Source organism: Roseomonas sp. BN140053 (genome assembly GCF_047690175.1).
GTDB lineage: Bacteria > Pseudomonadota > Alphaproteobacteria > Acetobacterales > Acetobacteraceae > Roseomonas.
Genome location: NZ_JBLLEB010000013.1, coordinates 40253 through 59478 on the forward strand (window position 1 = coordinate 40253; position 19226 = coordinate 59478).

Consider the following 19226-nt stretch of genomic DNA (forward strand, 5'->3'; position numbering starts at 1 on the left):
TGCTTCCCGAAGGCATGGGTCACCCACCCAGCAGGATCATGCTCGGGCATCGGCGTCCTGCGGCGGCGCGCGGTGGCCGCGCCGCAGGAGATCCGCGAAGTGTTGGGCCGCCGGCGTCAGCGGCAGGCCGGTGCGCTGAATCAGCACGATCGGCGAAGCCTGCAGCGGCTCGTTGAGCTGCAAGCGGATGATGCCGCGCCGGAACAGCCCCACCTCGGTCCATTGCAGCGGCGCCATCGCCAGGAAGTCCGTGCTGGTGAGCGCCATCAGCAGCGAAAAGGCGGATTGCGTCCGCATCGCGAAGCGGGGTTGCGGAAGCCCATGGCTCGAGAACAGGACGCCCAGTTCGGCCGCCGTTGAGTGGGTATAGGAGGTCGAGATCCAGGCGGCCCCGACGAGATCCTGCAGCGACCGGGCCTGGGCCAGGGGATGCCCGTGCCGGGCCAGCACGACGATGCGGTTGTCGAACAGGAGCTCGCGGCTGAGCCCCGGTGCCAGCGCACCTTCGGGCGCCGGGCCGACATAGAAGTCGATGCTGCCGTCGAGCAAGGCCGGTTCGGTCGGCGGGTACACGCCTTCGATCAGGTGCAGGTGCACCCCGGGATAGCGGGCCGCGAAGGGCCGCAGCGCGTGCGGCAGCAACGCGATGTGCGGCACGGCGGACAGGCAGGCGACGACCTTGCCTTGCTCCGTTCCGTTGAACTGGTCCAGCTCCTCCTTGGCACGTTCCATCTCGCGGGTGATGGAGGCCGCGCGGCGCAGAAACAGCCGCCCCGCCGTTGTCAGCGCCACGCCGCGTGCCTGCCGGTGGAACAGCGCGACGCCCAGCTCGCGCTCCAACTCGCTGATGCTGCGGGTGAGCGAGGGCTGCGCGATGCCGAGATGGCGGGACGCCGCGCGAAGGCTTCCCCGTTCCGCGACGGCCACCACGTCGCGCAGTTGGTGCAGCTTCATGAACCGATGCCTGCCGACGATCAGTGCACGGAAACTGCCATCTTCTGGGCGATTCCGGCCAGCCCTAATCTCGTTCCAGCACGCCAAGAACCGGAACACCGGGCGGGGGGGGATCCATGTCTTTCAAGGCGATCGCACGCGCATGACGGCCAGGTCGGCGCAGGAAGCGGACTACGTCATCGTCGGCGCCGGCTCGGCGGGCTGCGTGCTCGCCGCACGCCTCACCGAGGACCCCGGCACCGAGGTGGCCCTCCTCGAGGCCGGCGGCCGCGACTGGAACCCGCTGGTCCAGGTGCCGCTGGGCTGGGGCATGGTGTATTCGCGCAAGCTGCACGACTGGCGGCTGAAAACCGAGCCCGAGGCCGCGCTCAACAACCGCGTCGTCGAGTTCGCCCGTGGCAAGCTGCTGGGCGGCTCCTCCTCCGTCAACGCGATGGCCTATGTCCGCGGCCATCGCAGCGACTATGACGGCTGGGCGGAACGCGGCCTGTCCGGCTGGTCCTTCGACGAGATCCTGCCCTGGTTCCGCAAGCAGGAAAGCTGGGAAGGCGGCGCGAGCCCGTATCGCGGCGGCGACGGCCCGCTGTCCACGCAATACGCGACCTACCAGGACGACCTGGTGCAGGCCACCATCGATGCCGGGCGCGAGACGGGCCATCCCTGGACCGACGACTACAACGGCGCCCAGCAGGAAGGCTTCGCGCGCATCCAGTCGACCATCCGCCGCGGCCGCCGCTGCAGCGCCTCGGTGGCCTATCTCCGCCCGGCGCTGCGGCGCCCCAACCTGCACCTGCAGATGCACGCCCGGGCGACCCGCATCATCATGGAGGGAACCACCGCCAAGGGCATCGAGTACCTCCACCGCGGCGAGCGCCGCCGGGTCATGGCGCGCAAGGAGGTCATCCTCAGCGCCGGGGTGGCCCTGTCGCCGCAGCTCCTGCTGCTGTCCGGCATCGGCCCGGCGGCCGAGCTGCGGGCCCAGAACATCGCCACCGCCATCGACCTGCCGAAGGTGGGCCGCAACCTGCGCGACCACGTGTCGCCGGTGTTGCTGTTCCGCCGCAAGCAGCCCGGCCCCTTCCACGCGGCGATGCGCTACGACCGGATCGCCCGCAAGATGGCCGAGGCCCTGTTGCGCGGCACCGGCATCGCCAGCGACGTGCCCTGCGGCATGATCGCCTTCCTGCGCAGCCCGCTCGCCTCATCCCCCGTGCCCGACGTGCAGTTCCTGCTCAACGCGGCGCCGCTCACGGCCAAGCCCTACCTCCGCGCCGCGAACAGCTTTCCCGACGGCTTCGGGCTGCGCGTGGTGCTGCTGCGGCCCGAGAGCAGCGGCACCATCTCGCTCGCCAGCAGCGACCCGCTGGCGCAGCCGCGCATCCACCAGAACTTCCTGCAGCACGACCACGAATGGCGGCTGCTGCGCCACGGCATCCGCATGGCGCGGGACATCGCCGCGCAATCGGCGCTCGGCGGTTTCATGGGCGGCGAGGTGGTTCCCGGCCCGGATTGCTCCAACAGCGATGCCGATCTCGACGGCTTCATCCGAAACCGCGCGCTCACCACCCACCACCCGCTCGGCACCTGCGCCATGGCGACGAGCGCGGCGGAGGGCGTGGTGGACGACCGGCTGCGGGTCTTCGGCGCCGAGCGGCTCCGGGTCATCGACGCTTCCGTCATCCCGGAGATGATCGGCGGCAACATCAACGCCGGCGTCATCATGATCGCGGAACGCATGGCGGATCACCTTCGGGGCCGGCCGGCAGCCTGATGCCACCGCGCGATGTCACGCCAACGGAACAGGGGGGCAGTATGAACGCCATGATGAGCCGGACGGAGGAAGTGGATTTCGTCATCATCGGTGCCGGCCTGGGCGGTCTCACGACGGCAGCCAAGCTGCTGGAGGCCGGCGCCGGGCGGGTGGTGCTCCTGGAACGGTCCGACCGTCTCGGCGGGGTGTGGGGCGCCAATCATTATCCCAACGTCGCCTGCGACACGCCGATCGACCTGTACGCGCTGAGCTTCTATCCCGGCCGCAAGTGGACGACGAACTTCGCCCCCGGCCAGGAAATCCTGGCCTACCTCCGGGAATTCGCGGAACTCCACGGCGTCGCCGACCGCATCCGCTACGGCACCGAGGTCAGGGCGGCCCGCTGGGATGAGAGCCGCCAGCGATGGAGCGTGGCCGCCGCCGACGGCCGCGAATGGCGCAGCCGCTTCCTGGTCTGGGCCGGCGGGATCCTGTCGCAGCCGGTAGTGCCCGAGGTGCCCGGGCAGGAGCTGTTCCGCGGCGAAAGCCTGCACACCACCGCCTGGTCCGAGCACGTTTCGCTGGAAGGCAAGCGCGTCGCCGTGATCGGGGGCGGCGCCACCTCCATCCAGGTCGTGCCCTATGCCGCCGAGCACGCCAGGGAAACGGTGGTCTTCGTGCGCACGCCCTCCTACGTCATGCCGCGCCCGGACCTGTTCTTCGACCACGAGACCACGGACCCCGAGAAATTCGCCGAGCAGCAGCGTGAACGGCGCGAGCATTGGTTCCAGCAGTTCGAGTTGATCGCCAAGGGCCGCTTCCCGATGAACCACGCGATCATCGCGCAGCAGCAGGCGGAATGGCGCAAGCACTTCGACCAGGTCATCCACGACCCGAAGCTGCGCGAGCTGCTGACGCCGAAATACCCCTTCGGCTGCAAGCGGCCGCTGTTCAGCAATCTCTACTACCCCGCCCTGAACCGGCCCAGCGTCACCGTGGTCGGCTCCGGCGTGGTGCGGTTGACCGAAGGCGGCGTCGTCGATCGCGACGGGCGCGAATACCCGGTGGACGCCATCATCTGGGCCACCGGCTTCGATCCGGTGGGCATGCTGGGCGCGCTGGACATCCACGGCCGCGACGGGCAGCCCCTCAAACACCTCTGGAGCGACGGCCCGGAAGCCTTCTACGGCACCTTCGTCAAGGGCTTCCCGAACCTCTTCGTGATCAACGGCCCCAATGTCAGCGGGGCCTCGGCGACCGACTTCATCGAATCCCAGCTGCGCGTCATCCTCGATGTCCTGGCCGAGATGCGGGCGGAGGAGGCCGGCACCGTCGAGGTCAGCCCCGACGCGCATGACGCCTTCAACGCGGCCATCCAGGCACGCGCCACGAACAGCGTCCTCGTCCACTGCGAGTCCTGGTACCGCGCTGGCGGCACGGGCAAGATCTTCACCCACTGGCCGGGCACCATCGAGGCCTTCCGCGCGGAAAGCGCTGCCCACACGCGGGAAGGCCTGGTCTTCTCGCCCCAGCGGGTCGAGGCGTGATGGCCGGGCACGGGGAGCTGCATCCCGCCCTGAAGGCACTGCTGGCCTTCCAGGCGGGCGCGCCTCCCCTCAGCCGCCTGCAACCGGCCGAGGCGCGGCGGCAATTCGCACGCCCCCGCGCCGCCTTCGGCACGGGACCGGCACTGCCGCGGGTCGAGGACCGGCTGATCCGGCACGCGGGGCGCGAGGTGCCGTGCCGCCTCTACGTGCCCGAAACGCCCGTGGGCCTCTGCGTGCAGTTCCACGGCGGCGGCTGGGTGCTGGGGGAGCTCGACGACTTCGACGCCTTCCTTCGCGAATTCGCCCGTCGCAGCGGCTGCGCCATTCTCGCGGTGAACTACCGGCTGGCGCCGGAACACCCGTTTCCGGCCGCCCTGGACGACGCCGCGGCCGCGATCGGCTGGGCGGCGGAGGAAGGCGTGCGGGAACTGGGGCTGCCGGCCGGCCTCGTCCTGCTGGGCGACAGCGCCGGCGCCAACATCGCCACCGTTTCGGCGCTCGACCTGGCGGACCGCGTCGGGATCCGGCTGCAGGTGCTGTTCTACCCGGTGGTCGACGCCGACTTCACCCGGCCGAGCTTCCGCGACTTCGGCGAAGGCTACCTGCTCTCCAGCGCCGACATGCGGTGGTTCTTCCGCCACTACGCGGCCCCGGAACAGTGGCGCGACCCGCGGATCGCGCCACTGCACCGGGCCGACCTGGCCAAGGCGCCGCCGGCCTGGATCGCCGTGGCCGCCCACGACGTGCTGGCGGATGAAGGGCGCGCCTACGCCCGGGCGCTGGCCGCGGTGGGTGTCCCGGTTCAGCTCAGGGACTGCGGCGACCTGATGCACGGCTTCGCGCGCATGTACGCGATGGCGGACAGCGCGAATGCCGCGATGGACGATGCGGCCGCGGCGACGGGAGCCGCTTTCAAACGGGCGTGACCCGCTGGGCCGGGCACGCAGGCTGCCATCAACGAAGAAGGGGAGGGGGAAGAACCGAATGACGGACGTGGCCATCGTCACCGGCGGTGCGGGCTCGATCGGGCGAGCCATGGCGGAAGAGTTCGCAGGCGCCGGCCTGCATGTCGTGGCGGCCGATCTCAAGGGCGATGCGCCGCCCGGCGGCTCCTTCGTGCCCACGGATGTGACCGATCCGCACAGCGTCCAGGCCCTGTTCCGCTTCGCGGCGGAGAAGGGCTCCATCACCCGCCTCGTCGTGGCGCACGGCGTCCTGTTCGAAACCAACCCCGGCGCGCAGAACTTCGCCGCCGTCGGCACCACCATCGACGTCAACCTGAAGGGCGTCGCCTTCATTTGCGACGTGGCGGGTGCCTACATGGCCGATGGGGCGTCGATCGTGCTGATCTCCAGCATGTCCGCCTTTCTCGGGCGCATCCGGGGCTCCTTCGCCTACCAGTCCACCAAGGCCGGGGTGGAAGCGATGACCCGCGCCTTCGCCGTGGCCTATGCGCCGCGCGGCGTGCGCGTGAACGCGATCGCGCCGGGCTTCGTGTCGCAGCCGATGCAGGGCGAAGGCGCCGTGCTGCGCGAGCGCCAGGGCGGGGCCGAGGCTGCCAGCAAGCATGTGCCGCTCGGGCGCCTCGTGACGCCCTCGGAACTGGCGAAAGGCGCGGCCTTCCTGTCGTCCGACCATGCGCGCTCGATCACCGGGGTGGTGCTGCCCATGGACGGCGGCACCATGGCGTACTGATCGCAACACGGAGCCACCGGGTCTGGCGGCGGGAACCCGCTCGGCGGACGCGAGGCAAACACACCCGTCCCGCTGACATGGAAGCGGGACATCGCTCGGCCGAACGGGCCGAACGCGAAGAAAAGCGAACAAGGGAGAGAGGACACAAGGATGACACGAACACTCAATGTTTCGCGCCTGATCGACGACAGGCCGGTCAGCGCCCTCCAGGTCGCCGTGATCGCCATGTGCGGCCTGGTCAACTTCTTCGACGGGATCGACACCCAATCGATCGGCGTCGCGGCACCCTTCATCGCCCGGTCGCTCGGCCTGCCCATCCCCAGCCTCGGGCCGGTCTTCTCGGCAGCGCTGCTCGGCGCGGCCGTGGGGGCGATCTCCTTCGGTGCCATTGCCGACAAGGTCGGGCGCAAGCGCCTGCTGATCGTCGCGGCGCTGATGATCGGCGTCTTCACGCTGCTGACGGCCTTTGCCGGCAGCTTCGAAACGCTGCTGCTGTGCCGCTTCCTCGCCGGCATCGGCCTCGGCGGCGCCACGCCCTGCGTCATCTCGCTGACCGCGGAATACACGCCGAAGCGGCACCGGGCGAGCTTCGTCACGCTGATGTGGGCCTTCTTCCCCCTGGGCGCCATGGTGGGGGCCTTCGTGAACTCGCGGCTGATTCCCGAATTCGGCTGGCAGGCCATCTTCTACCTGGGCGGCTTCGTGCCGCTGCTGATCGCCGTGATCCTGGCGATCTGGCTGCCGGAATCGCTGAAGTTCCTGATCGCGCAGCGCGGCAACACGGGGGCGGCGCGCGGCATCCTCCGGCGCATGGGAAACACCGGGGTCACGAACGACACGGTTCTGACGGTCGATGAGGACCAGGTCCACCGCACCTCCTTCCAGGCGGTGTTCCGTGACGGCCGGGCGGTCGGCACCGTCCTGCTCTGGGTGACCTTCTTCATGGGTTTCGGCGTGCTGGCCCTCGTCACGCTCTGGACGCCGGCGCTGATGGGCATGAGCGGCGTTTCCCCGGCGGATACGGCCTTCGTGGTCGCCTTCAACGGCCTCGGCGGCTTCATCGGCCAGGGCAGCGCCGGCCGGCTGATCGAGCGCTTCGGCATCGTGCCGGCCATGGTCCCTGCGCTGATCCTGGGCTGCATCGCGACGGTCGGGTTGGGATACAGCGTCGATTCCGTGCCGGCCGCGGCCCTGTGCATCGGCCTGGTCGGCCTTTTCGTCGGGATCGGCACCGGTGGTGCCATCGCGCTCGCGGCCGAACTCTACCCGACCTTTATCCGCGGCACCGGCGTCGGCCTCGCCATGGCGGTCGGCCGGGTCGGCCAGGTTTGCGCGCCCGCCATCGTCGGCATGATGCTGGGCTTCGGCATGCCTCCCAGCCAGGTCATGTTCGTCGCGGGGGCCGCGACCTTCGTGGGCGCGCTGTTCGTGATCTTCTTCAAGATGTGGCTGTCCCGCCAGCACTTCCCGGCCGCCGTGGAAGTGGCATCGTAGCGGGCGCACCGCGGCGATGCCCTGCCGCGCGACAGGGCATCGCCGCAGCGCTGCGGATCACGGCCCGACCGCACGCCGTGATCCGGACGGGCGTCCCGCCGCACCGCACCCGGAACAGGGGAAAGGCGGGGCGTCCTGCAAGGCTGTTGACATCACAACGAGCCGCCTGCCATCGTCCGACGAAAGGGACCGTATTTTCCGAGTGCGGATAACCGGGGGAAGAAGCGCCATGACCACCAGGCGTCGCTTGCTGGGCGCAGCGGCATCGGCCCCTCTTTTCACGCCGGCGATCGTCCGGGCCGCGGAAACGGTGAAGGTCGGCGTGGTCGGCACCTTTTCCGGCCCCTTCGCCCGCTGGGGCGAGCAGTTCCGCCAGGCCATCCAGGTTTTCCAGGCGCAGCGCGGCCGCACGGTGGACGGCAACCCGATCGAGGTGATCTACCGCGACGACGGCGGCGCGGACCCCAGCCGCGCCAAGCAGCTGACCGAGGCGCTGATCCTGCGCGACAAGGTGCGCTTCCTGGGCGGCTACGTCTTCACCCCCAACATCCTGTCCGTGGCCGAGCTGGTGACGGAAGCGACGATCCCCACCGTCATCTTCAACGCGCCCACCGCCTTCGTCACGCGCCGCTCGCCCATGTTCGTCCGCACCAGCCATACCATCCCGGCCGTGGCGGAGCCGATCGCGGAATGGGGCCTGCGGAACGGCGTCAGCCGCGTGGTCACCGCCGTGTCCGACTACACCGCCGGCTTCGATTCCGAGGCCGCCTTTCTGCGCGCCTTTCGCGCCGGCGGCGGCACGGTGCTGGAATCCATGCGCATCCCGCTGGCCACCACCGACTTCTCGCCGTTCTTCGAGCGCGTCGCGGCGCAGCGCCCCGACGCCATCTTCATCTTCGCGCCCGGCGGGCCGCCGGCGGTGGGCATGATCCGCACCTGGGCGGCGCGGCTGAAGCCCGCCGGTATCCGCCTGCTGTGCACCGCCGAAACGCAGGAGATCGACCTGCCGCTGGTGGGGCCGGACGCGCTCGGCGTGGTGTCCGCCTTCCACTACACCGAAACCGTGGACAACCCGCTCAACCTCGCGCTGCGGGCCAAGCTGGTGGAGATGTTCGGGCCGGCCACGGTGCCCGACCTCGCGTCCGTCGGCGCCTATGACGGCATGGAGCTGATCTACCGCGCCGTGGCGGCGCACGGCCCGCGGGTGACGGCGCAGCAGGCGCTGGGAACCTGGCGGGGCCTGGCCTTCGACAGCCCGCGCGGCCCGATCCAGATCGACGCGCGCGAGCGCGACATCGTCGAGAACATCTACCTTCGCCGCGTGGAGCAGCGCGACGGCCGGCTGGTCAACGTCAACATCGCGACCTTTCCCATGGTGCGCGACCCCTGGAAGGACCAGAACCCGGCCTGAGCCGCCGAACGGAACGCGCGGCGCGATGTCGTACCTGACGATCCTGCTCGACGGCCTCGCCTACGGGATGGTGCTGTTCATCATCTCCGTCGGCCTCACCGTCACCATGGGGCTGATGCGGGTGGTGAACCTGGCGCACGGCGCCTTCGCCATGATCGGCGGCTACGCGGCCGCGACGCTGCTGGGGGCGGGGCTGCCCTTCGCCGCCGCGGCACTGGGGGCGATGCTGCTCTGCGCCGCCCTGGGCGCGGTGACGGAGCGGCTGCTGTACCGCCCGCTCTACCGCAAGGGGGAACTGCCGCAGGCGCTGCTGACCTTCGGCATCTGCTTCGTGGTGATCGCTTCCCTGACCACCCTGTTCGGCACCGGCCTGCGCACGCTGCCCGTGCCGGCGGTGCTGGATGGCCTGGTGTCCATCGGCTACCGCGACTACCCGACCTACCGGCTGTTCCTGATCGGCGCCGGCTTCGCCACGCTGGCCGGGCTGTGGTTCGTGATCGACGGCACCCCCGTCGGCGCGCGGCTGCGCGCGGCGGTGGACAACCCGCGCATGGCGCAGGCGGTGGGCGTGGACGTGGACCGGCTCTTCACCCTCACCTTCGCGGCCGGCTGCGCGCTGGCCGGGCTGGGCGCGGTGCTGGGGGCGCCGATGCTGCCGCTCGATCCCTACTACGCCCTGCGCTACCTCGTGCTGTTCCTGGTGGTGGTGGGCATCGGGGGCTTGGGCAGCTTCAAGGGCTCCTTCGCCGCCGCCGCCGTGCTGGGGGTGGTGGACACGGCCTGCAAGTACCTGCTGCCGGGGGCGGCGGCCTACGTGCTGTACGGCCTCGTGCTGCTGCTGCTGCTGTGGCGGCCCGAGGGCCTGCTGCCCGCGCGGGCCACCGCGTGAGCGCGCCCGGCCTGCGCGTGAGTGTTCCCGGCCTGCGCGCCCGGCTGCCCGCGCCCGGCGCCGTCCTGCTGGCGCTGCTGCCCTGGGCGGCGGCGCTGGCGGTCTATGCCCTGGCCGACAGCTATCTCGGCCTCGGGACCAGCGTGCTGGTGATGATCCTCTTCGCCCTGTCGCTCGACCTCGCGCTCGGGCACGCCGGGATCGTGACGCTGGGGCACGCCGCCTTCTACGGCATCGGCGCCTATGCCGCCGGCGCCTGCGCGCTGCACCTCAGCACCGACCCGCTGCTCGGCCTGCTGCTCGCCAGCCTGGTGGCCGGGGTGTTCGGCGCGCTGTCGGGCATGCTGATCCTGCACACGGCGGGCATGACGCTGATGATGCTCACCCTGGCGGTGGCGGCGCTGGTGGCGGAAGCCGCCAACCAGTTCTACGCCCTGACCGGCGGCGATGACGGGCTGCAGCTGCCGCGGCTCGACCCCGTGCTCGGGCTGTTCCGCTTCGACCTCTGGGGCCAGACCGCCTATCTCTACGCGCTGGCGGTGCTGCTGCTGTGGTTCCTGCTCAGCCGCCGGGTGTTCCGCTCGCCCTTCGGCCGCTCGCTGGACGGCATCCGGCAGAGCCCGCGCCGCATGCGCGCGGTCGGCACGCCGGTGTGGTGGCGGCTGGTGGCAGCCTACGCCCTGTCGGCCACCATGGCCGGCAGCGCCGGCGCCCTGGCCGCCCAGACCACGCGCTCCGTCGGCCTCGGCTCGCTCGGCCTGCTGATGTCGGGCACGGTGCTGGTGGTGCTGGTGCTCGGCGGCATGCGCCGGCTCTACGGCGCTTTCGTCGGCGCCGTGGTGTACCTGGTGCTGCAGGACGTGGCGGCGGAGGTCGACCCGTTCCGCTGGATGTTCGCCATCGGCGCGCTGCTGATCGTCGTGGTGCTGTTCCTGGAAAACGGGTTGATGGGCCTGGCCGACATGGCCGGCCGCGCCTTGGGCCGCGGCGGGGTCTCCCGTGACGGCTGAGCCGGTGCTGCAGGTACGCGGCCTGAGCAAGCGCTTCGGCGCCCTGGCCGTGGCGCGCGCGGTGGACCTCGACCTCGCGCCCGGGGCGCGGCTGGGGCTGATCGGCCCCAACGGCGCGGGCAAGACCACGCTGATCAACCTGCTCACCGGCACCCTGCGCGCCGATGCCGGCACGGTTCGCCTCGACGGCGAGGAGATCGGCGGCCTCGCGCCGGAAAGCCGGGTGCACCGCGGCCTGGTCCGCACCCACCAGCTCAACACGCTGCTGCCGGAGAACACGGTGGCCGACAACGTGGCGGTCGCCATCGCCGAGCGCGACCGCCTGGCCTGGCGCATGTTCCGCTACGGCGCCGCCTGGCGCCGCTGCTGCGAGGAAGCGCAGAGCTGGCTCGCCGCGGTCGGGCTGGCCGGGGCCGGGGCGCAGGCGGTGTCGCGCCTGCCCTATGGCCAGCAGCGGCTGCTGGAGATCGCCATCGCGCTGGCCCTGCGCCCGCGCGTGCTGCTGCTGGACGAGCCCGCCGCGGGTGTCCCCTCCGGCGAGGCGCACGCCATCCACGCCATCACCGAGCAGCTGCCGGCCGACATCGCCGTGGTGATGATCGAGCACGACATGGACCTCGTGTTCCGCTTCGCCCGGGAAATCACGGTGCTGGTGGCCGGCGCCGTGCTGACCAGCGGCCCGCCCGCTGCCATCGCCGCCGACCCGGAGGTGCGGGCGGTGTATCTCGGGCGCCAGGCGGCGTGAGGCGCGGCCGTTGAGCCTGGCCCTGGAAGCCGAAGGGCTGGTCGCCGGCTACGGTTCGGCGGTGGTGCTCGACGGGGTGTCCTTCGCCGTGCCGGCGGGCGGCACCCTGGCCGTGCTGGGCCGCAACGGCGTGGGCAAGACCACGCTGCTGGCCACGCTGATGGGCTTCACCACGCTGCGCCGGGGCCGCATCCGCCTGGGCGGCACGGCCGTGGAGGCGGTGGCGCCGTTTCGCCGCAACCGCCTCGGCCTCGGCTACGTGCCGCAGGAGCGCGAGATCTTCGCCTCGCTCTCGGTGGAGGAGAACCTGTCCGTGGCCGCCCGGCCGAAGGGCTGGGCCGCCGCCGCGGTGTTCGAGCTGTTTCCCGGGCTGCGCGCGCGCCGCCGCAACGCCGGCAACCAGCTCTCGGGCGGGGAACAGCAGATGCTCGCCATCGGCCGCGCCCTGGTCGGCGCGCCGGAGGTGCTGCTGCTGGACGAGCCGATGGAAGGGCTGGCGCCGATCGTGGTGGACGCGCTCTACGACGCGCTGGCCGCGATCCGCGACCGCTCCGGCCCCACGGTGATCCTGGTGGAGCAGAAGGCCGACCTGGCGCTGCGCTTCGCCGAGCGGGCGATCGTGCTGGACCGCGGCCGCATCGTGCACGAGGGCCCCTGCGAGGCGCTGCGCGCCGACGCGGCCCTGCAATCGACGCTGCTCGGGATGGGCGGCCTCGCACCCGGGGCCGCGGCACCCGGACACGGCACGCCCGGCCACGACGGGCAGGGGGAACCGGCTTGAGGATCGAGGAACTCTTCACCGTCGCCGGCCGCGCCGCGCTGGTCACCGGCGGCGCCAGCGGCATCGGCCTGGCCATCGCCGAGGCCCTGGCCGCCAACGGCGCCCGCGTCGCCCTGCTCGACCGCGACGCGGCGGCGCTGGCACGGGCCACGGCGCGCCTGTCCGCGCTGGGCCCGGCCCCGCACGCCGAGGCGGCGGACATCACCGACCGGGCGGCGCTGGAAGCCGCCTTCAACCGCAGCCGCGACGCGCTGGGCGGCCTGGAGATCGTGTTCGCCAATGCCGGGATCAGCGGCGGCCCCGGCTTCCTGCGGCCGGACGGCAGCCGGGACCCCGCCACCGCCATCGAGGCCCAGCCCGCCGAGCGCTGGGAGCAGGTGATGGCGGTGAACCTCACCGCCGCCTTCGCCACCATCCAGGCCGCCGTGCCGCACCTCAAGCGGGGCGGGGGCGGGCGCATCATCGTGACCTCCTCCGTGTCCGCCACGAAAACGGAACTCTTCGTCGGCACGCCCTACGTCGTGTCCAAGGCCGGCATCGCGCAGCTGGTGCGGCAGGCGGCGCTGGAACTCGCGGCCTTCAACATCACCGTCAACGCCATCGCCCCCGGGCCCGTGGTGACCAACATCGCGGGCGGCCGGCTGCAGGACCCGACCGCGCAGGAGTTCTTCGCGCGCTTCTGCCCGATGGGGCGGATGGGCAGCCCCGCCGACCTGCAGGGCGCCGCGCTGTTCCTCGCCTCGCCCGCCGCGGCCTTCGTGACGGGGGCGGAGATCCTGGTGGATGGCGGCGTCACCCTGGGCGCCGTGCGGGCCTGACATCCCGCGCGACCCCAGCGCCACGCGTCTGATCGCGCGATGGTGCTCGGGATCGGGGGCGGGACGCCTTCCCGTGCTTGAGCGGCGGCGGCGAAGCCGGCCATAAAACCGCAACGGCCCCCGGCGGCTCTTCGGGGGCGACGACCGAGAAGAGCAGGGAAGAACGTCCATGCCGAGCATCGCGCGCCGCCAGCTGGCGGCGCTCCTGGGGGCCGCCCTTCCCGCCGCGCTGCCGTGGCCGGGCGGGGCGCGGGCGGCGGCGCCGGGCTTTCCCGACCGGCCGCTGCGGGTGGTCATCCCCAACACCGCCGGTGGCACCGTCAACGGCATCGCCCGCATGGCGATCGAGGCGATCAACCGCTTCTCGCCGCAGCCGCTGATCCCCGACAACCGGCCCGGCGGCGGCGGCACCCTGGCCAGCAGCTACGTCGCCCGCGCCGCGCCCGACGGCTACACCATGATGTTCGCGACCTTCAGCGCCCTGGTGCTGCAGCGCTACTTCCACCCCGACCTGCCCTTCACGCCGGACCAGGCCTTCGCGCCGATCGGCATGGTGTCGGAAACCGCCTACACGCTGGCGGTGCACCAATCGATCCCCGGCAACACCCTGGCCGAGATCCTGGACTACGTGCGGCAGCACCCCGACGACGTCACCTACGCCTCCACCGGCATCGGCTCCTCGCCCCACGTGCTGGGCCAGCGGCTCTGCGACCTGTCGGGGGTGAAGATGCTGCACGTGCCCTATCAGCAGGCGCCCAACATGGTGACGGACCTGATGGTGGGCCGCGTCCACATGACCTTCGAGACCCTGGTCAACGCCCTGGCCATGACCGAGCGCGGCACCATGCGGGTGGTGGCCGTGACCTCGCCCGAGCGCATGGCGCTGGCGCCCGCCGCGGAAACCATGCTGGAAGCCGGCTTTCCCGGGCTGAGCACCATGATGTGGACCGCGCTGGTGGTGCCCGCCGCCACCCCGGCCTCGGTGCAGGACTGGCTGGCCGAGGTGCTGGCTCGGGCGCTGCGGGCGCCGGAAACCGCCGCCTCCTTCGCCAATTACGGCGTGCGGCCGCGGCCCATGCCGCCGGCCGAGGTCCGCGCCCTGCTGGAGGGCGAGGACCGCAAGTGGCGCGACGTGGCGCAACGGATCAGCCAGGCGGCCGGCTGATGCCGGCGCCGCCGCCCGGGGCGATCGACTGCGACGTGCACCCCGCCGTGCCCGGCACGGCGGCGCTGCTGCCCTACCTCGACGAGCAATGGGCCGACACCGTGCGCATGGTGCTGCGCGGCATCGGCCAGCTGGAGCTGAACAGCTACCCGCCCAACGCGCCGCTCTCGGCCCGGCCGGACTGGCGGCCGGCGGAAGGCCGCGCGGGCAGCAGCCTCGAACAGCTCCGCGAACAGCTGCTGGACCGCTTCGCGCCCCGCCTGGCCATCTGCAACCCGCTGTTCGGCGGGCAGGTGCTGTTCCACGAATACCTGGCCGCGGCGCTGTGCCGCGCGGTGAACGACTGGCTGGCGCGGGAATGGCTGGACCGCGAGCCGCGGCTGCGCGGCTCCATCACCGTGTCCACCGTGAACCCCGAGCTGGCGGCGGAGGAGATCGAGCGCCTCGCTGGCGACCGGCGCTTCGTGCAGGTGCTGCTGCTGGTGGGCAACGAGCTGCCGCTGGGCCGCCGCGCCCACTGGCCGATCTTTCGCGCCGCGGAACGGCACGGGCTGCCGGTCGGCGTGCATGCCGGCAGCATGTTCCGCCACCCGCCGACGCAGAGCGGCTACCCGTCCTCCCTGGTGGAGGACTACGTGCTGCAGTCGCAGGTCTTCGCCAGCCAGCTCGCCAGCCTGGTGGCGGAGGGCGTGTTCACCAAGTTCCCCGCGCTGAAGGTGGTGCTGATCGAGTCCGGCGTGACCTGGCTGCCCGGCTTCCTGTGGCGCTTCAACAAGGACTGGCGCGGCGTGCGCACGGAAGTTCCCTGGGTGCACGGCTCGCCGGCCGAGGTGGTGCGCGAGCACGTCCGCCTGACGATCCAGCCGCTGGACGGCCCGCCCGATCCCGGCGCGCTGGAACGGTTGATGGAGCATTTCCGCTCCGACGAGATGTTCCTCTTCTCCACCGACTACCCGCACTGGCAGTTCGACGGCGACGCGGCCCTGCCACCCGGCCTGCCCGCAACGCTGCTGCACAAGCTGCTGGTCGACAACGCCCTGGACACCTTTCCCCGGCTGAAGGAAGCCACGCCATGAGCGCCGTCCTGAACGAAGCCGACCGGCCGCGGAACCGCGACGCGCGCCCGACGGTGGTGGATTGCGACGTCCACCCCGCCATGCGCTCGCGCGCCGAGCTGCTGCCCTTCCTGTCGCAGCGCTGGCGCGACCACATGCGCAGCTTCGGCGCCCGCGCCGCGCAGCCGCTGGTGGGGGAGATCCCCTGGCCGCGCATGACGGTGGGCAACGGCTCGCGCCTCGACGCCTTTCCGCCCGATGGCGGCCCGCCGGCCTCGGACCTCGACTTCCTGCGCACGCAGCTGCTGGACGGCTACGGCGTCGAGCACGGGATCCTGCAGCCGCTCTCGGCCGGCGCCCACACGCTGGACCTGGAACTGGGCGCGGCGCTGTGCAGCGCCACCAACGACTGGCAGCTGGAGAAGTGGGTGCGGCCGGAGCCGCGGCTGCACGCCTCCCTCTGCGTGCCGCAGGAACACCCGGACGCCGCGGTGCGCGAGATCGAGCGCCGCGCCGCCGACCCGGCCTTCGTGCAGGTCGAGATGAAGCCGCGCACGATCGAGCCGGTGGGGCGGCGGCGCTACTGGCCGATCTACGAGGCCGCGGCCGCCGCGGGGCTGCCGGTGGGCTTCCATTCCGCCGCCTTCGGCCCGCACAGCAACAGCGGCGGCGGCTGGCTGTCCTTCTACATCGAGGAACACTACGCCTTCGCCAGCAGCCTGCAGGCGGTGGTGGTCAGCCTGGTGATGGAAGGCGTGTTCGAACGCTTCCCCACGCTGAAGGTGGTCTGCGTGGAGGGCGGCTTCGCCTGGGCGCCGGCGCTGGCCTGGCGACTGGACAAGCACTGGGAACGCATGCGCGCCGAGGTGCCGCAGGTGAAGCGCCCGCCTTCCGAGTATATCCGCGAGCACATCTGGTACACCACGCAGCCGGTGGAGGAGCCGGAAGTGCCCGACCACCTGCGCGACACGGCGGAGTGGATCGGTTGGGACCGGCTGATGTTCTCCACGGATTATCCGCACTGGGACTTCGACGACCCGCGCTACGCCTTCAAGATGCCGATGTCGCAGGGCGAGAAGGAGAAGATCTTCCGCGGCAACGCCCGGTCGCTGTACCGCCTGGACTGAGGGCGGCGTTGCGGCGGGGCCGGAGCGGCGGCGCCTGCGCGAGGACGCGCCCTTGCGCGATGCGGGGCGAGTGGCGATCTGCGACGCGACCGGCGGCGAAGCGGGGCGTGCCCCTCCCTTCGGCGCGACCTGGGAGGAACGGCGAGTCTTGGACCTGAAGAGCCTGGGCGCGGTGGATTGCGACATCCATCCCGCCCTGCAGAACACGGACGTGCTGCTGCCCTATCTCGACGACTACTGGCGGGAGATGGTGCAGATGCGCTCGGTGGCCGACCTGGAACTGTTCAGCAACGCCGCCGCCATGCCGATCGGCGGCCGCGCCGACTGGCGTCCGGCCAAGGGCAAGCCCGGCACGGATTTCGCGCTGCTGCGGGAACAGGCGCTGGACGGGTTCGGGCTGCGCTTCGCCATCTGCAACGTGCTCTACGGCGCGCCCTACCTCGCCAACGAGGATTTCAGCACCGTGCTGACCCGCGCGATCAACGACTGGGTGGCGGCGGAATGGCTGGCGCGCGACCCGCGGCTGCGCGCTTCCATCGTGATCCCCACGGAGAACGTGGACGCCTCGGTTGCCGAGATCGAGCGCCTCGCGCCCGACCGGCGCTTCGTGCAGGTGCTGGTGCTGGCGGCGGGCGAGCGGCTGCTGGGCAAGCGCAGCTTCTGGCCGATCTACGCCGCGGCGCAGCGGCACGGCTTGCCGATCGGCATCCACGCCGGCAGCTCGCGGCGGCACGCGCCCAGCTCGCTCGGCTGGGGCTCCTTCCACTTCGAGGATTACGTCGGCCACGCCCAGGCCTTCCAGGCGCAGCTGCTCAGCCTGGTGTCGGAGGGCGTCTTCGCCGAGTACCCGGAGCTCAAGGTGGTGCTGATCGAGAGCGGCTTCACCTGGCTGCCCGCCTTCCTGTGGCGCTTCGACAAGACCTGGCGCGGCCTGCGCCACGAAACGCCCTGGGTGAAGCGCCCGCCCACGGAGATCGTGCGCGACCACGTCCGCATGACGCTGCAGCCGGTGGACGGCCCACCCGACCCGGCGCAGTTCGAACAGTTCCTGGACCATCTCGGCTCCGACGAGATGCTGCTCTTCTCCACCGACTACCCGCACTGGCAGTTCGACCCCGGCAACGAGGTCCCCGCCGCGCTCTCCGCCGACCAGCTGCGGCGGATCGCGGTGGACAACCCGCTGCGCACCTATTCCCGCCTGCAGGAGGCCTAGCCATGAACGTCGCGGTGCTGAACAAGACCCCGTCGCAGAAGGCGGCGCTGGCGGTGGTGGACTGCGACATCCACCCCAGCCTGCGCACGCCCGCCGACCTCGACCGCTACATGCCCGCGCGCTGGGTGGACTACGCCCGGACCTTCGGCGGCGCCCTGCGGCAGCCCTTCAGCCGCGCCGGCCTTTACCCGCGCAACAACCGCGACGGCGGCGCGCGGCTGGACGCCAAGCCGCCGACGGGCGGACCCTCGGGCTCCGACCTCGCCTTCATGCGGACGCAGCACCTCGATCCCAACAACATCGAGGTCGGCATCCTGCAGCCCTTCCAGCCGCAGACCGTGGCGCAGCGCAACCAGGACTTCGCCGCCGCCTACACGGCGGCAGTGAACGACTGGCAGGTGGACACCTGGTGCGCGCCGGAACCGCGGCTCAAGGGCTCCATCATGGTGACGCGCGAGGACCCCGCGGCGGCGCTGCGGGAAATCCAGAAGCACGCCGGCAGCCCGCATTTCGTGCAGATCTCCACCATGCCGCAGGGCATCGAGCCGCTGGGCCGGCAGCGCTACTGGCCGATCTTCGAGGCGGCGGAAGCGCTGAACCTGCCGATCGGCCTGCATGTCGGCGGCGTCACCGGCATCGCGCCCACCGGCGCCGGCTGGCCCTCCTTCTACATCGAGGAGCACCATTCCAAGTCGGAAGCGATGCAGTCCCTGGTGGTCAGCCTGGTGAGCGAAGGCGTCTTCGACCGCTTCCCCCGCCTGCGCGTCGTGCTGATCGAGGGCGGCTACGTCTGGGTGCCCTCGCTGTGCTGGCGCATGGACCAGAACTACGCGCGCTTCCGGTCGGAACTGCCGCAGCTCAAGCGCCTGCCCTCCGAATACGTGCGCGACCACTTCTGGTACACCACCCAACCCGTCGAGGAGCCGGACAACCCGCAGCACCTGGCGGAGGTGATGGACTGGGTCGGCTGGGACCGCATCCTGTTCTCCACGGATTATCCGCACTGGGACTTCGACGACCCGCGCTACGCCTTCAAATTCGCCTTTGCACCGGAGCGCAAGCAGATGGTGTTCCGCGACAACGCGCGGGCGCTCTACGGGCTGGGCTGAGCGGCATGGCCAAGCACGTCGTCGCCCGCACGGGGGAGATCGCGCCCGGCAGCGCCCGGTCGGTGCGGGTGGGCGGCCGCGACATCGCGGTGTTCAACGTCAAGGGCGAGTTCTTCGCGCTGCTGGACCGCTGCCCGCACGAGGGCGCGCCGCTGTCCTGCGGCCAGTTCACCAGCCTGGTGGAGGCCGACCGCCCCGGCCAGTACCGCGTGTCCCGCCAGGGCGAGATGCTGCGCTGCCCCTGGCACGGCTGGGAATTCGATATCCGCACCGGCCAGTCCTACTGCGACCCGCAGAAGATGCGGGTGCGCAGCTACCAGGTCACGGTGGAACCCGGCGAGGCACTGGCCAAGGGGCCCTTCGTCGCCGAAACCTTTCCGGTGCAGGTGGAGGACGATTACGTCGTGCTCGACCTGTCGCCACCTCCCAGGCCAGCGCCCGCCCTCTGACGCGCGCCTGCTCC

General features: G+C 71.5%; 18 protein-coding genes. 17 read left to right on the forward strand and 1 reads right to left on the reverse strand.

Going from position 1 to position 19226, the window contains the following annotated elements; translation table 11 throughout:
• Window positions 1–36 precede the first annotated feature (36 nt).
• Window positions 37–1053: a LysR substrate-binding domain-containing protein gene (locus ACLIBK_RS13700; protein WP_415387827.1), complete on the reverse strand. Its 1017-nt coding sequence runs from the start codon at window positions 1051–1053 to the stop codon at window positions 37–39.
• Window positions 1054–1096: 43 nt separating this feature from the next.
• Here ACLIBK_RS13700 and ACLIBK_RS13705 point away from each other — a divergent pair, with 43 nt between their 5' ends.
• The 17 genes from ACLIBK_RS13705 (at window position 1097) to ACLIBK_RS13785 (ending at window position 19212) form a co-directional block, all read left to right on the forward strand.
• Window positions 1097–2725: a GMC family oxidoreductase gene (locus tag ACLIBK_RS13705; protein ID WP_415387828.1), complete on the forward strand. Its 1629-nt coding sequence runs from the start codon at window positions 1097–1099 to the stop codon at window positions 2723–2725.
• Window positions 2726–2766: 41 nt separating this feature from the next.
• A complete protein-coding gene (locus ACLIBK_RS13710) occupies window positions 2767–4251 on the forward strand; it encodes a flavin-containing monooxygenase (RefSeq protein WP_415387829.1) in 1485 nt (494 codons plus the stop codon).
• Window positions 4251–5177 (forward strand): alpha/beta hydrolase, encoded by a 927-nt coding sequence (locus ACLIBK_RS13715; protein WP_415387830.1) that lies wholly within the window; start codon window positions 4251–4253, stop codon window positions 5175–5177. The genes ACLIBK_RS13710 and ACLIBK_RS13715 overlap by 1 nt, the downstream gene beginning before the upstream one ends.
• A 58-nt stretch (window positions 5178–5235) precedes the next feature.
• A complete protein-coding gene (locus ACLIBK_RS13720; protein ID WP_415387831.1) occupies window positions 5236–5946 on the forward strand; it encodes an SDR family NAD(P)-dependent oxidoreductase in 711 nt (236 codons plus the stop codon).
• A gap of 150 nt (window positions 5947–6096) precedes the next feature.
• Window positions 6097–7440: an MFS transporter gene (locus ACLIBK_RS13725; RefSeq protein ID WP_415387832.1), complete on the forward strand. Its 1344-nt coding sequence runs from the start codon at window positions 6097–6099 to the stop codon at window positions 7438–7440.
• A gap of 229 nt (window positions 7441–7669) precedes the next feature.
• The gene (locus tag ACLIBK_RS13730; RefSeq protein ID WP_415387833.1) at window positions 7670–8851 is read left to right on the forward strand and encodes an ABC transporter substrate-binding protein; all 1182 of its coding nucleotides are present in this window, start codon (window positions 7670–7672) and stop codon (window positions 8849–8851) included.
• A 25-nt stretch (window positions 8852–8876) separates the two neighbouring features.
• Window positions 8877–9740, forward strand: coding sequence for a branched-chain amino acid ABC transporter permease (locus ACLIBK_RS13735; RefSeq protein WP_415387834.1), 864 nt, complete (start codon window positions 8877–8879; stop codon window positions 9738–9740).
• Window positions 9737–10750: a branched-chain amino acid ABC transporter permease gene (locus ACLIBK_RS13740; protein WP_415387835.1), complete on the forward strand. Its 1014-nt coding sequence runs from the start codon at window positions 9737–9739 to the stop codon at window positions 10748–10750. Before ACLIBK_RS13735 ends, ACLIBK_RS13740 begins: the two co-directional genes overlap by 4 nt.
• Window positions 10740–11495: an ABC transporter ATP-binding protein gene (locus ACLIBK_RS13745; protein ID WP_415387836.1), complete on the forward strand. Its 756-nt coding sequence runs from the start codon at window positions 10740–10742 to the stop codon at window positions 11493–11495. Before ACLIBK_RS13740 ends, ACLIBK_RS13745 begins: the two co-directional genes overlap by 11 nt.
• Before the next feature lie 10 nt (window positions 11496–11505).
• Window positions 11506–12276, forward strand: coding sequence for an ABC transporter ATP-binding protein (locus tag ACLIBK_RS13750; RefSeq protein ID WP_415387837.1), 771 nt, complete (start codon window positions 11506–11508; stop codon window positions 12274–12276).
• Entirely contained in the window at window positions 12273–13094 is an 822-nt protein-coding gene (locus ACLIBK_RS13755) for an SDR family NAD(P)-dependent oxidoreductase (protein ID WP_415387838.1), read from the forward strand. Before ACLIBK_RS13750 ends, ACLIBK_RS13755 begins: the two co-directional genes overlap by 4 nt.
• Window positions 13095–13431: 337 nt before the next feature.
• Window positions 13432–14259: a Bug family tripartite tricarboxylate transporter substrate binding protein gene (locus tag ACLIBK_RS13760; protein ID WP_415387895.1), complete on the forward strand. Its 828-nt coding sequence runs from the start codon at window positions 13432–13434 to the stop codon at window positions 14257–14259.
• Window positions 14259–15335, forward strand: coding sequence for an amidohydrolase family protein (locus ACLIBK_RS13765; protein WP_415387839.1), 1077 nt, complete (start codon window positions 14259–14261; stop codon window positions 15333–15335). The genes ACLIBK_RS13760 and ACLIBK_RS13765 overlap by 1 nt, the downstream gene beginning before the upstream one ends.
• Window positions 15332–16441, forward strand: coding sequence for an amidohydrolase family protein (locus ACLIBK_RS13770; RefSeq protein WP_415387840.1), 1110 nt, complete (start codon window positions 15332–15334; stop codon window positions 16439–16441). The genes ACLIBK_RS13765 and ACLIBK_RS13770 overlap by 4 nt, the downstream gene beginning before the upstream one ends.
• 148 nt (window positions 16442–16589) lie before the next feature.
• Window positions 16590–17654: an amidohydrolase family protein gene (locus tag ACLIBK_RS13775; protein ID WP_415387841.1), complete on the forward strand. Its 1065-nt coding sequence runs from the start codon at window positions 16590–16592 to the stop codon at window positions 17652–17654.
• A 2-nt stretch (window positions 17655–17656) separates the two neighbouring features.
• Window positions 17657–18763 carry an amidohydrolase family protein gene (locus tag ACLIBK_RS13780; protein ID WP_415387842.1) on the forward strand — a complete coding sequence of 369 codons (1107 nt, stop codon included), beginning with the start codon at window positions 17657–17659 and terminating at the stop codon, window positions 18761–18763.
• 5 nt (window positions 18764–18768) lie between these two features.
• The gene (locus tag ACLIBK_RS13785) at window positions 18769–19212 is read left to right on the forward strand and encodes a Rieske (2Fe-2S) protein (RefSeq protein ID WP_415387843.1); all 444 of its coding nucleotides are present in this window, start codon (window positions 18769–18771) and stop codon (window positions 19210–19212) included.
• Window positions 19213–19226: the final 14 nt, after the last annotated feature.